This is a genomic window from Gracilibacillus sp. YIM 98692 (assembly GCF_010993965.1).
Classification (GTDB): domain Bacteria; phylum Bacillota; class Bacilli; order Bacillales; family Amphibacillaceae; genus Gracilibacillus.
The window spans coordinates 1-17909 of the sequence record NZ_WIXM01000046.1 but is presented as its reverse complement, the minus strand read 5'-3'; the positions used below and the strand labels follow the sequence as shown (position 1 = coordinate 17909).

Sequence of the window (17909 nt, the reverse complement as noted above, 5' to 3'; positions counted from 1 at the left end):
ATCGATTCATGGTACTAACCCCCTAAATTTTTTATTTTGGAGTGTCCGGATTTAGGGGGTCAGTGCATGAGCGGTTTTTACTCACGAGGAGGCTCGTGGGGAGCCCACAGAAAGCGAGTGTTTTTCTGCAGCGAGGATTAGCACTCACCCATAATCATATTGTCAATATACCCCAATTAGTTTACTTCGCAGTTTGGTTCAATTGTGTAATAAACTACAACACAATTAGAAAAGGGTTTTTGTAAAATATAAAAAAACGTAATGCTTCATTTTAAAACGAAACACTACGTTCACACCTATGTATTGGAGCGGGTGAAGGGAATCGAACCCTCGACATCAGCTTGGAAGGCTGGGGTTTTACCACTAAACTACACCCGCATGAAATTAAGTAATAAAATTTTAATTGTTTGACGCATCATTTGATGACATCTTTCGATAACTTTACAAAAACTTCAACAAAGTTTTACAATTTCTTTACGACAATTTTTATTATAACAACCACTCCAAACATATGCAAGGTTTTTTAAAAAAAGTTTTAAATTTATGTAAAGGGGAATCGTAAGAGCAATGAAATCAAAAAAGGAGTGGGCATCATGCTTTGGACCATCATTGGTATCTTACTGCTTATATGGATGATTAGCTTTCTTTTTGAATTAGCAGGCGGTATTATTCATATTTTACTAATTATTGCGCTAATCGTATTTATTGTCAAAATGCTTCGAAGCTAGTAAACAAAAGCTATTGCCAACTCTCCGGGCAATAGCATCTGTCTTACTGACGAAACTTAAGCTTTTTTAGGAGGCACTCTAACGTGTAGCTGAAAACCACGCAGCATCAGCATCCATTTATATTGTTAACCATCTTCTTTCTTCCATGGAGGGTCTCCTTTTTTATGTAATTTCTGATTTAATTTATAGATGAGATAAGGCACTAAGAAAGTGACTAACGTACAAAAAACAATCATTTTTTCAGGTAATATCCCTAGGAATCTTTCCCACATAGTCTTCACTCAACACCTTTCTCATGGGTAACATCCGATGAACCAATGCTTCTTACTATTGCTTCTGCTGATATTTGCACATTGGTTTTCGTAAATAATTGATCCCCTGTTATCCATTTATCTTTGACTTCTTTCCATACATCATAATGTTTTTGCTTTAATATGCTATCAAACCCATAAATATCAGCATTTAATTCGTTCTGACCTTTTTCTAATGATTTCATAGCTAGTTGTTCTATTGCTTTACCTACATTTTTCTCTAGTTTTGCTTGGTACTTTGGATCCTTAAGGGATTGACTTCCAAACTTTTCACCAATAGATCCTTCAGCCTTAATGGATACAGATATGTTCATATTGTTTGGGTTTTGCGTATCAATTTTGATTTGGCTTCTTGCATTTTTAATTTCGTATATTACTGATTGCCCATCTACCTCTAAATTAACAATTCCGCCATTTACCTTACCTTTTATAAAATTCAACCCTTTCATTTCATCATTGCTGAGAGTGCCTATCATTTTATTTTCTTGACCATGGAAGACTGCTCCACCCTCTGAATTAATTTCGTTCTCCTCGGATAATAACATTGGCAATACATAGCTGCTTTTAGTTAATAAATACTGTTGCAAAACTCCCATCGTCACTGGATCCATTACTTCTATTGACTTGGCATTTTTTTTCAATACTTCATTTATGTACATTGCTGGAAGTTTTTCATTTTCTGGATTTATCTCTAGTAATGATTTAGCCTCTCCTTCGGTAACGGCAACCCTAATCCCTCTACGCATTTCATGGTCACGTAAAAATATATCCATTAAGCTAGAAAATAAATTTGGTTCTTTTGCTATGTCTGAGGAAACAACAATCACTTTTAAGTGCTCATAAAAAGGAGTTAAGCTTGTCTTAGTAGACATTTCTCTTGATGATTCAAAGATGCTTTCACCTGTAACAGATAAATTCATAAAAGATTTCTTACCTCCCCCGCTTCCTTGAGCAGGAGTGCCAAATCCAGAAGTAACAACGAACTGACTCGTAAACATAACATTATATGTCCCTTCATTTTTCTCTTCTGCCAAATCTATCGATGACCCAATCGCAAAACCATGCTCTTCAATAGGTTGTTCATCCCAGCAGCCAGCAAGCAAAAAAATGATGTTGCACAAAATAAAGATAATACGTTTATTCACTTGGCTTCACTCCTCTTATTTTCGCAACAACAAACAGTAATACTAATACAAATATGGAGTAATAAAAAACAGCGTAATTAAGAAATGTTTCAAAGGCTGAAACTTCTATTAAGTTCTGAGGATACATAGCTATTGCGTATATCAATGGGGACAATAAAAAAATAATTTTTATTTTAGGAATATGATGAAAAACCAAATTAATGGCAAGTACCGTTATGTCGAACGCCATAGCTGTTGTATTAAAAATGGCCATAATCCAAATAACAAAAAAGATAGATTCAAATCTTTCTAAAATCCCACCAGGTATTTCGACCATTTTTGCCAATTCAACAGTAGGGTACAGCATACTTGCTGTTACCGATTCTCCATAAACCCCAATACAGGCAAGAAAGATAAGTGCATACAGAGCAATTGGAAAACCAGTTCCCAGCGCAGCCATTTTAGGAGCCTTATTTGGTTTGTTTACATAAGCCATATAAAACCACAAGATCCCAAAACCTCCGAATGAGAATAAACTTTTATTTACTCCTGTTAAATAGTCATTTATATTCGATTGAAAAACTGGTAAAAAGTTGGAAAATTTAAACCAATTTAGGTTAAATATAACTACAATAATTGCAATAAAAAGAATAAATGGAAAAAACATCATATTCAAACGAATAATTCCTACTCTAGAACCTGAAACAGCATAAATAATAACAAGGAAAAAAGTTAATGAAATAACTTCAACTGGTGTTTGATCAAATAAGTATTGCTTTGAAATGTCAGCAATTTTCCTCACCTGATAGGCAGTAATACTAAAAAAAACAATAGCGAATAAAAAAGTTAATAAGATAGCAACAGGCTTAGAGACGATTAAAGAAGCATAGGATATAAAGGTGGTGTCTGGAAAACTTGCAGCAAACTTCGCAATTGCCCACGTGATAAATGTTACTATTCCCCCGGCTATTAAAATCGAAAATACTCCATCCATGGCTGTTGTGGCAGAAGCAAGCGCTTGGGGTAATGATAATATCCCCACTCCAATAATAAAGGAGGGAATAGCAATCATCATTTCTATTTCACTAAACTTATTATCAGCATATTCAAACCTATTCATTCTTTTGATCTCCTTTATCAGCTGACTGAATATCACCTGTTTGCATATATTTCGGACGGTTGGTTAATAGAGGAATTGGAGTCCGAAGTACAAGATCATTCCAGTCTCTATAAAAAGTTGGCGCAAATGGAACAGAAAATGGAACGCCAATACTTTTTAAATTAACAATGTGGATATTAATCATAATATAGCCTAGTATGATTCCGTAAAGCCCCAAAAAACCGGATAAAATCATCATACCGAATAAGAAAATACGGAAAGCAATGGCAATACTATAAGCAGGTAGAGCAAAAGAAGCTATGGCATTAAGTGCTACAACAATAACCATGATTGGACTAACAATTCCAGCTTGAACAGCAGCTTCCCCTATTACTAGACCTCCGACTATCCCAATGGTTTGACCTATTATCTTTGGCAATCGAGCCCCTGCTTCACGCAAAAGTTCCATGGTTCCAGCCATAAGAAATGCTTCCACAAATGGAGGGAAAGGCACCCCTTCTCTTGATGCTGCAATGGAAAACGCTAGATCAGATGGAATCATTCCGGGATGATACGATACCAATGCAATATATAAAGAAGGTAGAAATATAGCCATAAAAGCAGCTATATAGCGAAGCATACGCAATAAAGTCCCGACTGTCCATCTTTCATAGTAATCTTCTGGTGACTGCAAAGCATTTCCTAAAGTTGTGGGAGCTATCAAAACAAATGGTGTTCCATCTAGAATAATAGCAGCCTTCCCTTGTAATAGAGCAGCGGCTACTTTATCAGGTCTTTCTGTGTTCATCAATTGTGGAAACGGGGATAGAAAACTATCCTCTATCCACTGTTCAATAAAACCAGACTCAGGAGCATCATCCATATCAATTGTTTTTAAACGCCTATTTATTTCTTTTAAGATATCCGGATGAATAATCCCATCAATATACGTTATTACTAAGCTTTTTTTGGAACGTTTACCTACCTGGTGAGTTTTAAATCGTAAATTAGGATCCTGAATATAGCGTCTAACAAGAACCATGTTTGTTCGCAAGTTTTCGACAAAACCTTCTCTTGGGCCACGAATTAATGATTCGGTTACAGGTTCTTGAATCGACCGTTTATCCCAGCCTTGTGTTTCCATAAGAAACACTTCATTTATTCCATCCAAATAAAAAACCGTACTGCCGCTTAGAATACCATTCGAGACATCATCTAACGTCTGCCCTGTTTTCATGGAAGTTACGGATATAATCTCTTGCTTTAATTCCATAAAAAGATTCATTGTATCTTTTGGAAGATGCTCTCTTTCTGTTACTAGCTGTACATTCTCCATAATATGGTTACGGACATATGTACTGTCTGCTAACCCTTCTATATAGGCAATGGCACATTTATGTTCTGTTCCCCGAACTACAAATTCACGAATGACAAGATCATTAGGTTCATCGAGCAATTTTTTAAGATTATCTAAATTTTTATCTATGTTCTTCTCTAACTGAACTGGAATATCTTCATCATTATGTTTTTGCTGTTTTCCATTTCTTTTAAAGGATCTCATTTATCATTCACCCGCAGTTCGCCACCTGGTAACTTTTATTTTTAGGACACTTTACTCCTTTAATCGTCTTGTTAATTCTTTCTTTATGAAGAGTCCAATAAGTAAACCAGGAATAAGACAAAAAATTGGAAGCCATACTGGACCTAACAAAGTGCCAAATATGACAACACTTTTAGAATATATAACTCCAACCGTTACAAAATAAGCAGCAAATACAAACGGAATAAAGGAATAAGGCTCGTTTCCTCCGCCTGCATCTTTATAAGCATCCCATATTGCGTAGAAATATATACAAGGATAAAATAAAAGCCATTGATAATCAGCATATTGCACCGCCTTAACTATTTCACCATTAAAGCTAAACATAATAATCTGATTAAAATGTGCTTGTACATTAATTAAAAATTCCAGAAACAGCAGAATCGTCCCTTTAAAATACTTCTTATTTAAAAGTTGTCCAAAACCAGGAAATGCTATACTCCAAAGTAATTTTTCATTAATTTTTTCACTACTCATTATTTCATTACCAAATTTCTTTTTTATTTTTTGTGTACTGTATGCAATAGGATCTCCTAAAAATAAACAAAATATGAACAAAATTGGAATTTTTATAAATCATAAAGAAAACTCGTCGATTGACGAGCCTTTGGCGAAGTTAGAGACGTAGTTGCACTTATCTATCTTCCTCATCGTGGTATCTACGTCGAATTCACTTCATCTGCAACACGATATAAATGCTGATATGGAAAAAAAACCGCAGACCAGCAGAAGATATTCTGCCAATCGTGCGGTAAATTACTTAAGATGATATCGGTTTATACTTTTTTATATAAATAAAAGTAGACTTAACGCCATAACAGCCATACCAAACATTAAACCGTATATCGACGTGTGAGCTTCGTCGTATTTCTTAGCAGCAGGAAGCAGCTCATCTAATGAAATAAACACCATAATCCCAGCTACTCCGGCAAAAATAATCCCAAACATAAGATCTGTTAAGAAAGGCATTAAGAATAGAAACGCAACTATTGCTCCAACAGGTTCTGCCAGTCCTGATAAAAAGGATAGACGAAACGCTTTCTTCTTATCCCCAGTCGAAAAGTAGATAGGCACTGATACAGCGATACCTTCTGGAATATTATGAATCGCAATCGCAACCGCGATGGCAACACCTAGCCCCGGATCTTGTAAAGCCGCCGTAAAAGTAGCAATACCTTCTGGAAAGTTATGAATCGCGATCGCCAAGGCAGTAAACGTTCCCATTTTCAATAAATTACCATCCCCGTTTGGTGTTTTCTTTTTATTCATATCTTCCACTTTTTTTAGCTCATGAGGGTTTCCTTGCTTCGGTATAAATTTATCTATTAGTGCAATTAAAATCATTCCACCAAAAAACCCAATAACGGTTAACCAATTCCCTAAAACTTCTCCTTCAGCACTGACTAGTGATTCCTGTGCTTTCACAAAGATTTCGATCATGGAAACATAAATCATGACCCCTGCAGAAAAACCTAGCGCCCATGAGAGAAACTTGGTATTTGTGTTGGACGTAAAAAATGCTAATAGACTGCCGACACCTGTTGCGATACCTGCTAATAATGTTAAACTAAACGCAAACCAAAATCCTTCTAAATACATATAGTCCGTACCCCTCTCCACCTCAAAAACAAAGTATAGTCATTTTCATCATATGTTATTAATCTCAAAAAGTTTCATACACGAAAGATGTTACTCTTTACGAAAATAATAGTCAATATGTATCCATTAATTTTCGCTATTTTCCAAAAGATTGTTGCTTTGTTTAAAACCCTGCGTAATATCCATATACTGCGACATGACTTTGGAAAATTTTGAAGTGTCCCTTGAGTGCTATGATACCGCTTCAGAAATATACTTCGCTTTCCGCGGGCAACGCTTCAGCTTCCTCGGCAGCAAAAACCGCTCACCACGAGGGATCTTCAGCTGTTGCTTTTCCCGCAGGAGTCTACGTATATTTCTTCCGCTTGAGAGAAATAAAATGATGGTATGGTCTGTTTTTTTAAGTCTATATGGTTTTTCTCAATCAAAACGAACTACAATCAAAGCTGTGGAAAAATGCGAGACTCCTGGGGGAAGAGCAGCTTCCGAAGACCCCACAGGATGCACCTGCGTCTTCTTGTAAAGCTTCGTAGTAGGCTTCCTCGGTGCAAGGGAGCAAAGATGTTATTTCAAGTAGCCCCCTGGCTGAGGTGCTGCCCCCGGAAAGCGAGTGTTTTTCCACAGCGGGGATTTAGCACTCATTAGTCATTAAATTGGTAAGAGATCCCCATCAGGTTATGTCGCAGTTTTGTTCTACTGTGTCACATCAATAGAGAATTGGAAAAGAACCTTAATTAAAAAAACACTCGCTTTAAGGTAAGCGAGTGTTCATTGTTATGATAAATGTTGTTTACGGTAGGAATACCAGTTTATTATTCTTTCTGTATCTTTTTCTTCCAATTCCAGTAAAGCAACTCTTCTGCCCGTAATCGTGCTTAATATGGCTGTTTCTAAGTTTGCTAGTTGATGACGTTTGTGCAAAATATGCTGTTTTTTACTCATGGATTGTAGCCTTTTATGCGGCATGATGACCATATCCTTATTTAGGATACGGCTTTGGATCAACAGTTGTTTTTCTTGAATCTCATATCCAGCTGATTTAAATTGCGAGTAGGCGATGCATAAAGCTAAACCCAATGCAGCCAAAGGTAAATAAAACCATTCTAGGGAATATATCGCCACAACAATACAAGCAATTAGCGGAATAATAATCCAACGAAACAAATAGTATGGCAATGCTCTGCTAGGAGGTCTTCCCCAATTCATTTGCTCGAAGGCGAACTCAGGCAATAATTCCTTTATAAAGCTTAGAGCATGTTTTTTTCTTAATATCGGAAAAAGGAGTGTTGCCGTATCCCCATCTTTTCCAAGGGCACCACTCGCTACTTCTACATATATGGTGCAAAATCCTAACGGCTGTCTTAACAAGCTTTCTTTTATGCCTACCGCTTGAATTTTTTTCAATGGAATAGTGGATTGCTTCTTTTCTAAAAGTCCCCTTGTCATAAATAGCTCTTTCTCATATCGAGTAATCGTGAATTTCCAATATTGAATCACCGTAGTTAAGATACCGAAGAACCACATGATAATAAGAGCCGTGATCGCTAACAAAATTAAGGTTTGAACAGCCTGAGAAAACAGCCAATTCGTTGCTTGTGAATAATAATGATCTGGAATGAGTGAATCCAGCTCGGTGACAAGTAAACCGAGTATCCCCAAAATCACCCCAAAACTAGCTGAAGTCGAACCAGCCACGAGAAGAGATGTCATGTCCACTTTTTGTGATGAATACATTTCTGCAGGCATTTTTTCATCATTAAATACATCTTCTGAACCTTGCTCTTTCTTATATTTCAATCGATCATGAATTGCTTTTCCTTCTGCCATTGTTACGGCATGTAAAGCAGCATCGATGCCTAAATCCGTTCCGGCTGTTTCAATATGGACTTTAGTCAATCCAAAAATGCGATGAATGATATTTTGAGTCAAATCAATGGATTGAATACGATGTTTAGATATTGAGCGTTTTTTTCGAATAACTACACCATGCTCTATTCTCAGCTGATCTTCCTCTATCCAATAGGTATAACGATACCAAGATACAACACTATAACCGATATAGAAAACAGCTAACACAACGGCAAAAATGCCTATAAATAGCAACCTGCCATTTCCAATAGATAGGATCACAACTGGCAATAAACTAACAAGCCATTGACGAAAAGAATGCAAAATATTAAGTATCATGGCAACAGGATGGAGTCTTTTCGGTTCAGACATCATCTTGTTCCACCCTCGCTAACTCTGAAATTTGATCACGCAGATCAGATGCCTCTGATTCTAACAACGCTGGAATTGTATGTACCGTTGCAGCAGTAGATATTTCTAATGTGGAGAGGCCATAACGCTTCAAAATCGGTCCTTGTTGTGTATCGACATGCTGCACTCGAACCATGGGAACAACCGTCCTTGTCACCACAATAATCCCATGCTGAATATAGACCTCCTGCTCAAAAATTTCATATCGCCATCTTTTCCATTTCAGCTTCGGTATCAATAACGCCAGGACTCCCCAATATAGGAGCGTAAGCACGGCTAGTCCAGCTCCAACCCAATAAGGAATAAAATCCACAAAATATGAAGCAGCAAATGCACCAATCGTAAATAATAAAGGAATGAAAGCTTTCAGATGGGCATGTAATTTCCATGCTTTGATCGCATCTGTTGCAATCCGATTACGCGGAGGCAGTCTCATTCACTCACCCTTTCTATACTACTTCTTGCCTAATTATACGATCTTTTCAAGAAAAAAGTTTCATTTTTAATCATACGAGAGCTCTTCAAAACGAACAATACGATCACAGACCTTGTCTAGCAGGTGACGGTCATGACTAATCACACATAAGCCAAATTGTTTTTTATCTGCCATACGAAGGAGCAACTGCCATATTTCTGCTTGTGCAATTGGATCAAGCATTGTCGTGACTTCATCTGCTATAACATAATCTGGATTAGTCATTAAAGCTCTTGCAATGCAGACTCTTTGCAACTCCCCACCTGATAGCTGCTGTGGAAATCGAGTCAGCCATTCTGATTGAATTCCTAGTTCATTGAATAAGGTATCATCCATATTTCCCGCTTCTTGCAATATTTTCCGAATACGCCATTTAGGATTTACGGCTTGTTCAGGGTGCTGCCAAATGAGTTGAACAGGATGAGCTTTTCGCTTCTGTTGTTGAATATTAACTGTTCCATAATGCGGTTTTAAAAAACCCGCTAAAATTTTCGCAAGAGTTGTTTTCCCTGCCCCGCTAACTCCTGATAAACCGACAACCTCATTTTTTTGAATGGAAAAATGGATATTCTCTAATAAATAAAATCCACCTGGATGACGATAGGTAACCTCTTTCGCTTCTAACATGATGAAAAAACTCCCTAGTTTATAAAGTGAGACTTCCATCAGTTGGGGGTTCTTTATCCCCTACTGATGGTTAGCGAAGACGATTGTTCACCGTGGTAAAATCATTTTCTGGTAACGAACGCCATAATTGTTTCGTATATGCATGCTTTAAATGTACGCCTTTACCTGAGAATGCCGTAACGGGTGCCACTTCGACGATTTCCCCTTGATACAGCACAGCAATATAATCAGAGATTTCTCTGGCTGCTTGAAAATCATGCGTGATCATAAGCAGGGCACGATTTTCAGTACGGAAAGTTGTCAATAATTGCAGCATGTCACGAAGTGCGTGTTCATCTAGACCTGGCGTCGGTTCATCTGCTATGACAAGATTTGCTTCACTGGCTAAAGCGATCGCTACTAACACACGTCGTGCTTGCCCGCCAGACAATTCAAAGGGATATTTCTTTAAGAGCTCCGTTCTTAATCCAAGTTGATTAATAATCTTTTGTAAGTAATGTTCTTTGTCACCTTTTTTGATTAATGCTTTCATCTGTTTGCCTACTGTCATTAAAGGATCTAACGCCTCTAACGATTGCGGGATTAAGACAATCTCTTTTCCTCGCAAGCTTTTCACCGTTTTTTCTGTAAGCAAATTCTCTTGATAATAAATTTCCCCTGTTTGTTGCAGTGATTTTGGCAATAAATTAAAAATGGCTTGTGCTAATAAACTTTTTCCTGAACCACTCGCACCTACTAAAGAGATAATCTCACCCTTTTGGATCGACAAAGAAAGCTGATCAAGAATAGGGCGATTTGTTTTCTGATGCTGAATGGTTAGTTGCTGAATGTTCAATAAAGGCTTCATGTTGGATATCCCTTTCTAAATCGTTTTTCACTGAATTAGCTAAAGATTGGAAAAGCAAAATAACGATTAATAGCATCACACCTGGGAAGAAAGCTAACCACCACATCCCAGAAGTTAAATATTGCATCGACTCCGATAAAATAATGCCAATCGCTGGTTCATCTGCGGATAATCCAAATCCTAAAAAGGTGATGGATGCCTCATGTAAAATGGCGTGCGGAAAAATCAACATAAAGCCGACCAATAATTGAGGCAATACATGTGGTACGTAATGATGCCAGACCTTCCACCAAAAGGATTGACCGAATTTTCCTGACAATTGTACATAAGGCATTTCCTTTAATTGCAATAACTCCCCACGAAGAACTCTTGTAATTTGCGGCCAGTGTGTCAATGCTAAACCTATGACAACTCCTTTAAAACCACCGCCTAAGGTAAAAGAAATCAAAATCAACGTAACAAGATGCGGCAAGCTTAAAAACAAATCCACTAACCAACTAATCACTTGGTCTATTTTTTCATGGATGGTTGAAAGTACGCTTAGTAAAAATCCAATCATAGTAGAAAGGACAGCAGTGAGAAGACCTATCCCTATACTTAGTTCTAAACCTTTCAGCGTACGAAGGAACATATCGCGTCCAAGCCAGTCGGTTCCAAATAAATGTTCAAGACTTGGAGGGTGATTTTTCGTTAATAGCTGTACTTGAATCATATCCTTGTCTATCAGAATGGAAGTTGTATAAAGTACTATTAAAAGAATGAGGGGTATCATTACCTTTTTTGTCATGACTGATCCCCTCCTTTGCGCAAGCGAGGGTCAATCCATTGATAAAGAACATCTGCTAAGAAATTACCAATAAATACAAAGCAAGCACTAATCAGAACAATTGCTAAAAGTAAAGGTATATCTCCATTTAATCCAGCTTCAACAATCGCTTCACCTAATCCCGGATAACTAAACACTTGCTCAGATAATATCGCCCCGCCAAACAGTTCCCCAAAGGAAGCAAAATGAACAGAGACAGCGGGTAATACCATGTTTCGAAAACCATGACGAAAATAAAGTTTCATCCCAGTAAAACCATTTGCTTTCGCTTGTAAAATAAAAGGTTGGTTTAAGATATCTAATAGCTTTTCACGTGTATGTAAACAAACATTGGCTACACCAATAATGCTTAATGTTAAGGCTGGCAGAATAGCATGATAGACTCGATCCAACACCGTTACTTCAGATGATACCACGCCGACAGGGGCACTTAAGCCAACAGGAAAAAGGCCTAACCAAACGGAAAAAATCATTAATAACAATAAACCGAGCCAAAAACCTGGTGTTGATAATAAAAGATAGCAGTAGCCTCTTATCATTCGATCAACCCAAGTATTGGCCCGCATGGCAGCAACAGATCCAATTACAATCCCTAATAAACCAGCTAATAGCCAAGCTAATCCCATTAATAAAAAGGATGATAAAAAACGATCTGCAATAACATCCGCAACAGGTGCCCGGTAAAGCAAAGAAGTGCCAAGATCACCTGTTGCAAGACTTTTCACCCATTGCCAATATTGAACGGGTTTCGATTGATCTAATCCCCAATATGCTTCAATCGCTTCTCGTTGTTCGGGGCTAACCGTCAGCATTTCGGCTCCAATATAAGCACGAACTGGGTCGATCGGGGATAAACTGACTAAAAGAAAAGTGAGGAAGCTAACCGCAACAAGCAGTATAGCTAAACGTATGCTTCTCTTGATTAAATAACGCACCAGTTGCATGTATAGACTCCCTCTCTAATCTGTTCCTTCTTTCCATTCCCATTCTGTAATAAAGTCTGTAATCGGCCAACCATGTCCATGCGGCTGTACTTTTTGCTTTCCGATATCTAATGATTCATGGACATAATACACATGGTTGAGATTAACTAGCCATACCCATGGAGCATCACCAAGCGTACTTAAACCAGTTTCTCCATCCCATTGTGCTTTTTGCCAATATTGATTTGCTTCCTCTTCTGTTCGGGCATGGATCGCTTTTTCAAAATACTGATCCACGACTTTATTTTCATAGTAATTACTGTTGTAATAACCTTGCCCTTTCATGGCAGAGCTATATAAATAATAAAGTTCAATCGGATCATGACTTCCCCACCCCATCATTACAGGGTTAGAGAACATCAGACGTTCTATCTCACTCCAACTCTTTCCTTCTGTTGACACTTCTATACCGAAGTCTTTCATCATTTCTGCAAAAACGAGTGATAAGGATTGTCTCAGTTGATCACCTGATGGATAGTATAACGTAAAAGCCGCTTTCAACCCTTCCTTTTCAAAAATGCCGTCTTCAGCGCGTTGCCAGCCTGCATCTTCTAACATTTGCTCGGCGCGCTCTGTATCAGCATCTTCTATGACGGTTTCTTCATTCCACCATGGCAAGCCGTCAACACTAGAATAGGCTGGTGTGCCTTCTCCGTTTAACACGCCTTCCACTAGCGCTTCACGGTCAATCGCTACATTCATCGCATGTCGTATTGCAGGGTCAGATGTGACAGCATGTCCAATTTGTTCCCCATTTTTTCCTTCATATGGCTCTGGATAAGGTAACATCACCCCACGATTATCCACACTAGAAAAGGATAAGCGATCCATTCCATCGATATCAGCCCCTGTATAAGTTGCTGGTACGGATAACATATCTAATTGTCCAGATTGAGCAGCCGCGATCGCTTGATCCTCATCTAAAAATAAAAAGGTGATCTGCTCAAACTCCGGTTCCTTCCCATAGTAATGTGGATTTTTCTTCACAATCAATTGCTCGCCTTTTCGCCATTCAACAAGCTCATATGGCCCAGAGCCGATTGGATTCCTGCTGTATTCGCTGCTGTATTCATGCTTTGGCACAATACCCAATGATTGGAGAGTCGAGGCAAATGTCGACTGCGGCGCTTTCAAATGAAATTGCACCTCATATGGATTGGTTTTCTCGACTTTTTTCAAGTTGGTTAAATCAACAACAGATTGGGCTTGTGCTGCTGTTTCAAAGGTGAACACGATATCTTCAGCAGTGAGGGATTCACCGTCTGAAAACTTGGCATCCTCTCTGATTTGGACCGTCCATGTGATGCCATCTTCAGATATTTGATAGTCTGTTGCGAGATCTGTTGTGATGTTTAAGTCTTGATCTCGGGTTAACAGTGTGCTTTGAAAAAGGGGTGATCCGTATCTTCCCCAGCCGGTGGTTGGATCAAATCCTTCTTCTGGTTCTCCACCAATAGCTAGTGTAAGGGTATCCTTGTCTTTCTCTTGGACCGTTTCTTTTGAGGTCGCTGTTCCGTTAGCATTACATCCTAGTAGAAATACGAATAATAGCATTGAGGTTAGATATATATGGATTCTCATATTCCGTAAACTCTCCTTTTAAACAAATCACTTTCTATTATACATGATAATATTTTGATTAACTAGAGTATTCTCCATGCTAAAAAACAGGCAAGCTATTATTAGATTGCCTGTTTTTTAGGGGTTTATAATATGCAATGTATGTAGTCTGTCGTTACACGAGTCCATTCCAACAAATTTATAAAGCATTCTTTTATCTACTAACTAGTAATAACTATTTACCGTTTTCGTATTGTAAAATTACTTTGCAGTACAGGCCAATTTTGCGGAAATGGACTTCCTAACACCCAGTAACTTACTCCTCTTAAACCATATTCTTTAACTGTATTATACTTTGCTTGCATGCTTCTTGCATCTTCAAACCACACCTCATGTTCCTGCCCGGTTTCATCAACATATTGAAAGAACGGGGATTGATAGGTTTGATCATATTGTATAGGAACTCCATACTGTGCTGCGATTCGTACTGCTTCTTGAGGGCTAACCGTACGAGCGAATGTCCCTTCCTGCCAAGGGATCTTCCAATCCCTCCCATAAAGAGGTGCTCCCATCAAAATTTTTTCGGGCGGAATAGCTGTTACGGCATAATCTAATACCCTCCGCACCTCATTTATTGGTGCGATCGCCCATGGCCTTCCTCCAGCCCATCCCCATTCATACGTCATAGGAATAACAAAATCCACGATCTCTCCGTGAGCTTCATAATCATGGGCTTCATAAAGCAACCCTTCTTGATCTGCACTTATTTTAGGGGCAACAGCTGTTGAAACATGGAATCCTTCTGGATGAAGTCTTGAAACAACTCTCCTTAAGAAATCATTATAATTTTCGCGGTCTTCTGGATATACATATTCAAAATCAATATTCAATCCTGCAAAGTTCTTAGCACGTAAGGTTTCTAAAATATTCGTAATCAATGTTTCTTGTAAGTTTGGATTACGAAGAATAGTAGCTGCTAAGTCAGAATCAAAACTATTATTCATAAAATTCGTAATAGCTAATAATGGCTCCACATTATTGGCACGTGCAGCTTCAATTATTGGAATATCTTGCAATTGTGTTATCGTCCCATCTGGTCTTACACCATAAGTAAAGGATGATAAATAAGTAAAATAAGGCCCTAACATCAGCACTTCCTGCCTTGCACTTTCATCAAATCGTGTTATATAGGTATTTACATCTATAATTGGTTTATTATCAACAGGGATTCGAATGTTCTGACCGATATTAATCATAGATGGATTCGGAATATTGTTAACTTGAAGAATTTGTTCTATCGTTACATTATATCGAGCTGCAATCGACCACAAAGATTCACCTGCTTGCACAACATGATTAATATACGGAAGCTCTAACATGTGACCAACGTATATAAGAGATGGATTAACAATATTATTCTTATTTGCAAGCTCTTGAGGTGTTACCCCAAACCGCTGTGCAATCCCCCACAAACTGTCACCAGGCTGAACCACATATTCCCTATTTGTTTCTGGAATCACAAGTGCCTGCCCGATAACTAAGACGTTCGGGTCTTCCAATTGATTGACTAATATAATTTGATTGATATCTGAATTATAGATTTGTGAAATACTCCATAACGACTCTCCGCTCTGGACGACATGAATTTGCATATGTCCTCCCTCCATTCTATTCACTACATCATAAGTATTCTAATTAAGAGTTGTCCTAGAACATATGAAATACGAATCTTCATTTTTATTAGCTAGCCGATAAATCATTACCGTACCAAAAATATAAAACAGGTAAGCGCTCAAAACGCTTACCTGTTTAATTTAGAACCAATCTTCATATCCCATTTTTCGCAGATTATCTCTTGAGATTCGTAAGCAGTCAAATGGATCTCTTCCATACGTATCGTCTTGTTCAATCAAGAAATATTTTGCCCCTGCTTCTCGACCAGCTTCTATAATGGCTGGCATATTTAAATTACCTTCTCCAACTTCTGCAAACTCAATTAAATTCACAAATTTATGGAAGAAATTTTTCATATCTTTGAAATCGTCATCTGTCACATTTAAGTTACCGATGCGATAGTCCTTTAGGTGAATTAATGTGACACGATCCTTATATTGCTTGATAAAATCTACAGGATCGACTCCTGCCCGATGAATCCAATGAACATCCAGCTCAAAACCTAACTGAGTTGTATTTTCTTTCATCATATCCAACAAATACTTTCCGTCAAAACGTTGGAATTCAATATGGTGTGTATGGTAATACAATGCAATACCTTGATCCGCTAGCTTGTGCGCCATTTGTTCCGCTCTGTCAATAAAACCTAATATATTGTTTTTATCTCCCATGATCGTAAATGGCAGCATTCCAATTCGAATAAAGTCACAATTCAATGCTTTACAATCAGCAACAATTTTATCAAAATGATCTGTTAAATTCTCTTGTTCTCTTCCTGGCATCATGGGTTCTAGTGGTGCACTAATTGCTGTAATGTCAATATTAAAATCATCAGTCGCTTTTTTTAAGGCGGTGACATTTTCATTTGTCATAGGAATTTGAGAAACTTCTACAGAACGATACCCTAGTTCATATAACTTTTTCATCGTTTCATAGGCACCTAACTCTTCCACTTTATGTTTCAACATCATCATTTGTACACCAATTTTTCCTTTTGTCATTTATTCCTCACTCCTTTTATAGATTGCAAGACGTTTCTTTCGATATTGTCTTGCCGTCATTCCAACATGTGATTTGAAAAATCGACTAAAATGAGAAACGCTTTCAAAACCGCATTCATCCGCTATTTGCTGAACCGTTTTTTCTTCATTCATTTCTAACAAATACTTTGCTTGCTGCAAGCGAGTCGCCATCACATATTCCATGACTGTAAACCCTGTCATTTCTTTAAATACGTGGGAAACATATGATTTACTTAAGTTAAGCTCTGTTGCAATTAAATCGATGGATAGTTTATGAGCATAATTGTCTCGTATATATGTAGCTATTTTTTCAGCGTGCTGTGCTTTATCATATTTTTCTGTGAGTGCTTTTTGGGATGATTTTTGTCCTAACCGGTTAACCAAAAGGAGCACTTGAATTAATAAAGTTTTTAATTCCCATTCTTTTTCATATTGTGAAATACTATTGTTGTTTTTGATTTTACTCATTTTTTGGATGAATGTTTCGATTTCCTGGATTTCTTCTGTTTGTGACGAGCGGATAATACAATGATGCAGCTTGCTAAAAACGTCTAGTAAGTTTATAGCACCTAAGGCTTTTAATGCAGGGAAAATAACATCTGGCGAGAAATGAATATGGCTTCGAATATATTCACTGCCCTTTGGTACATTTGGCTTGTGTAATGCTAAGCCATCCATAATCAAAATATCCCCTGGCTCTAAATCATAGATTTGATTATGAATTAAATAGCGACAGGTGCCTTGATGAAATAAATAGATTTCATATTCTTGGTGTGAATGTGCTTGCACATCCCCTATGTTGCGTTGTAATCGATAGTTAACTAAAATCGAATCACTCATTTTTCATCACCTTATTTCTACCTTTTATTCTATTGTAAAGGATCGAACAATAAAATAGCTAATCTTGTTTCATTTTATCTTATTTTTGACTGAAAGTGCTTTGCAATTCACCAGATAAATAGAGGGAGTTAATATAGTTAAGAAAAACCAGAAACCCCCTCCCAGTCATTAATGATTATTCTGACATGCATTTATTTCGTAGTAGAACCAAACTGCGCAATAGTGAAAATTTGTCTTGATGTAGCTGCAATTTAAGATGTGTGCTATCATTCGCTCCGGTAGAATACTGCGCTTTCACCCAAGGGCACAAGTGCAACATCTACTCAAGCAAAAAT

The 17909-nt window shown here is 37.7% G+C and carries 16 protein-coding genes and 1 tRNA gene; 1 reads left to right on the top strand and 16 read right to left on the bottom strand.

What is annotated here, in order from left to right; all coding sequences use genetic code 11:
- Window positions 1-304: 304 nt before the first annotated feature.
- Window positions 305-378, bottom strand: a tRNA-Gly gene (locus GHD00_RS19830).
- Window positions 379-593: 215 nt separating this feature from the next.
- Between GHD00_RS19830 and GHD00_RS19825 the strand changes: the two genes are divergently transcribed.
- On the top strand, window positions 594-728 hold the full coding sequence (locus GHD00_RS19825) for a lmo0937 family membrane protein (RefSeq protein ID WP_163539927.1): 135 nt from the start codon (window positions 594-596) through the stop codon (window positions 726-728).
- A 277-nt stretch (window positions 729-1005) separates the two neighbouring features.
- Here the strand turns inward: GHD00_RS19825 and GHD00_RS19820 are convergent, their stop codons facing one another.
- The 15 genes from GHD00_RS19820 to GHD00_RS19750 all read right to left on the bottom strand — a co-directional run bounded on the left by GHD00_RS19820 (window position 1006) and on the right by GHD00_RS19750 (window position 17574).
- Window positions 1006-2184: a Ger(x)C family spore germination protein gene (locus GHD00_RS19820; protein WP_163539926.1), complete on the bottom strand. Its 1179-nt coding sequence runs from the start codon at window positions 2182-2184 to the stop codon at window positions 1006-1008.
- The gene (locus GHD00_RS19815; protein ID WP_163539925.1) at window positions 2177-3283 is read right to left on the bottom strand and encodes a GerAB/ArcD/ProY family transporter; all 1107 of its coding nucleotides are present in this window, start codon (window positions 3281-3283) and stop codon (window positions 2177-2179) included. Before GHD00_RS19815 ends, GHD00_RS19820 begins: the two co-directional genes overlap by 8 nt.
- Window positions 3276-4823 carry a spore germination protein gene (locus GHD00_RS19810; protein WP_163539924.1) on the bottom strand — a complete coding sequence of 516 codons (1548 nt, stop codon included), beginning with the start codon at window positions 4821-4823 and terminating at the stop codon, window positions 3276-3278. The genes GHD00_RS19815 and GHD00_RS19810 overlap by 8 nt, the downstream gene beginning before the upstream one ends.
- Window positions 4824-4874: 51 nt before the next feature.
- Window positions 4875-5339 carry a hypothetical protein gene (locus tag GHD00_RS19805; RefSeq protein ID WP_163539923.1) on the bottom strand — a complete coding sequence of 155 codons (465 nt, stop codon included), beginning with the start codon at window positions 5337-5339 and terminating at the stop codon, window positions 4875-4877.
- 309 nt (window positions 5340-5648) lie between these two features.
- Window positions 5649-6461: a zinc transporter ZupT gene (gene zupT, locus GHD00_RS19800; RefSeq protein WP_163539922.1), complete on the bottom strand. Its 813-nt coding sequence runs from the start codon at window positions 6459-6461 to the stop codon at window positions 5649-5651.
- 774 nt (window positions 6462-7235) lie between these two features.
- Complete coding sequence (locus GHD00_RS19795; RefSeq protein ID WP_163539921.1) at window positions 7236-8681, bottom strand: PH domain-containing protein; 1446 nt, start codon at window positions 8679-8681, stop codon at window positions 7236-7238.
- A complete protein-coding gene (locus tag GHD00_RS19790) occupies window positions 8674-9156 on the bottom strand; it encodes a PH domain-containing protein (protein WP_163539920.1) in 483 nt (160 codons plus the stop codon). The genes GHD00_RS19795 and GHD00_RS19790 overlap by 8 nt, the downstream gene beginning before the upstream one ends.
- Before the next feature lie 66 nt (window positions 9157-9222).
- Window positions 9223-9822, bottom strand: coding sequence for an ABC transporter ATP-binding protein (locus tag GHD00_RS19785; RefSeq protein WP_240468768.1), 600 nt, complete (start codon window positions 9820-9822; stop codon window positions 9223-9225).
- A 70-nt stretch (window positions 9823-9892) separates the two neighbouring features.
- A complete protein-coding gene (locus tag GHD00_RS19780) occupies window positions 9893-10669 on the bottom strand; it encodes an ATP-binding cassette domain-containing protein (RefSeq protein WP_163539919.1) in 777 nt (258 codons plus the stop codon).
- Window positions 10602-11456 (bottom strand): ABC transporter permease, encoded by an 855-nt coding sequence (locus GHD00_RS19775; RefSeq protein ID WP_163539918.1) that lies wholly within the window; start codon window positions 11454-11456, stop codon window positions 10602-10604. Before GHD00_RS19775 ends, GHD00_RS19780 begins: the two co-directional genes overlap by 68 nt.
- Window positions 11453-12439: an ABC transporter permease gene (locus tag GHD00_RS19770; RefSeq protein WP_163539917.1), complete on the bottom strand. Its 987-nt coding sequence runs from the start codon at window positions 12437-12439 to the stop codon at window positions 11453-11455. The genes GHD00_RS19775 and GHD00_RS19770 overlap by 4 nt, the downstream gene beginning before the upstream one ends.
- Before the next feature lie 15 nt (window positions 12440-12454).
- A complete protein-coding gene (locus tag GHD00_RS19765) occupies window positions 12455-14059 on the bottom strand; it encodes an ABC transporter substrate-binding protein (RefSeq protein WP_163539916.1) in 1605 nt (534 codons plus the stop codon).
- A 218-nt stretch (window positions 14060-14277) separates the two neighbouring features.
- Window positions 14278-15690: a glycoside hydrolase family 18 protein gene (locus GHD00_RS19760; RefSeq protein WP_163539915.1), complete on the bottom strand. Its 1413-nt coding sequence runs from the start codon at window positions 15688-15690 to the stop codon at window positions 14278-14280.
- A gap of 162 nt (window positions 15691-15852) precedes the next feature.
- Complete coding sequence (locus tag GHD00_RS19755; RefSeq protein ID WP_163539914.1) at window positions 15853-16713, bottom strand: sugar phosphate isomerase/epimerase family protein; 861 nt, start codon at window positions 16711-16713, stop codon at window positions 15853-15855.
- Window positions 16714-17574: an AraC family transcriptional regulator gene (locus GHD00_RS19750; protein ID WP_163539913.1), complete on the bottom strand. Its 861-nt coding sequence runs from the start codon at window positions 17572-17574 to the stop codon at window positions 16714-16716.
- Between the last annotated feature and the right edge of the window lie 335 nt (window positions 17575-17909).

Coding starts and splice junctions, on each gene's coding strand:
- GHD00_RS19760 (WP_163539915.1), bottom strand. CDS start 15,690: ATGCAAATTCATGTCGTCCAGAGCGGAGAGTCGTTATGGAGTATTTCA.
- GHD00_RS19780 (WP_163539919.1), bottom strand. CDS start 10,669: ATGAAGCCTTTATTGAACATTCAGCAACTAACCATTCAGCATCAGAAA.
- GHD00_RS19805 (WP_163539923.1), bottom strand. CDS start 5,339: ATGAGTAGTGAAAAAATTAATGAAAAATTACTTTGGAGTATAGCATTT.
- GHD00_RS19770 (WP_163539917.1), bottom strand. CDS start 12,439: ATGCAACTGGTGCGTTATTTAATCAAGAGAAGCATACGTTTAGCTATA.
- GHD00_RS19750 (WP_163539913.1), bottom strand. CDS start 17,574: ATGAGTGATTCGATTTTAGTTAACTATCGATTACAACGCAACATAGGG.
- GHD00_RS19775 (WP_163539918.1), bottom strand. CDS start 11,456: ATGACAAAAAAGGTAATGATACCCCTCATTCTTTTAATAGTACTTTAT.
- GHD00_RS19785 (WP_240468768.1), bottom strand. CDS start 9,822: ATGTTAGAAGCGAAAGAGGTTACCTATCGTCATCCAGGTGGATTTTAT.
- GHD00_RS19825 (WP_163539927.1), top strand. CDS start 594: ATGCTTTGGACCATCATTGGTATCTTACTGCTTATATGGATGATTAGC.
- GHD00_RS19765 (WP_163539916.1), bottom strand. CDS start 14,059: ATGAGAATCCATATATATCTAACCTCAATGCTATTATTCGTATTTCTA.
- GHD00_RS19790 (WP_163539920.1), bottom strand. CDS start 9,156: ATGAGACTGCCTCCGCGTAATCGGATTGCAACAGATGCGATCAAAGCA.
- GHD00_RS19755 (WP_163539914.1), bottom strand. CDS start 16,713: ATGACAAAAGGAAAAATTGGTGTACAAATGATGATGTTGAAACATAAA.
- GHD00_RS19815 (WP_163539925.1), bottom strand. CDS start 3,283: ATGAATAGGTTTGAATATGCTGATAATAAGTTTAGTGAAATAGAAATG.
- GHD00_RS19810 (WP_163539924.1), bottom strand. CDS start 4,823: ATGAGATCCTTTAAAAGAAATGGAAAACAGCAAAAACATAATGATGAA.
- zupT (WP_163539922.1), bottom strand. CDS start 6,461: ATGTATTTAGAAGGATTTTGGTTTGCGTTTAGTTTAACATTATTAGCA.
- GHD00_RS19795 (WP_163539921.1), bottom strand. CDS start 8,681: ATGTCTGAACCGAAAAGACTCCATCCTGTTGCCATGATACTTAATATT.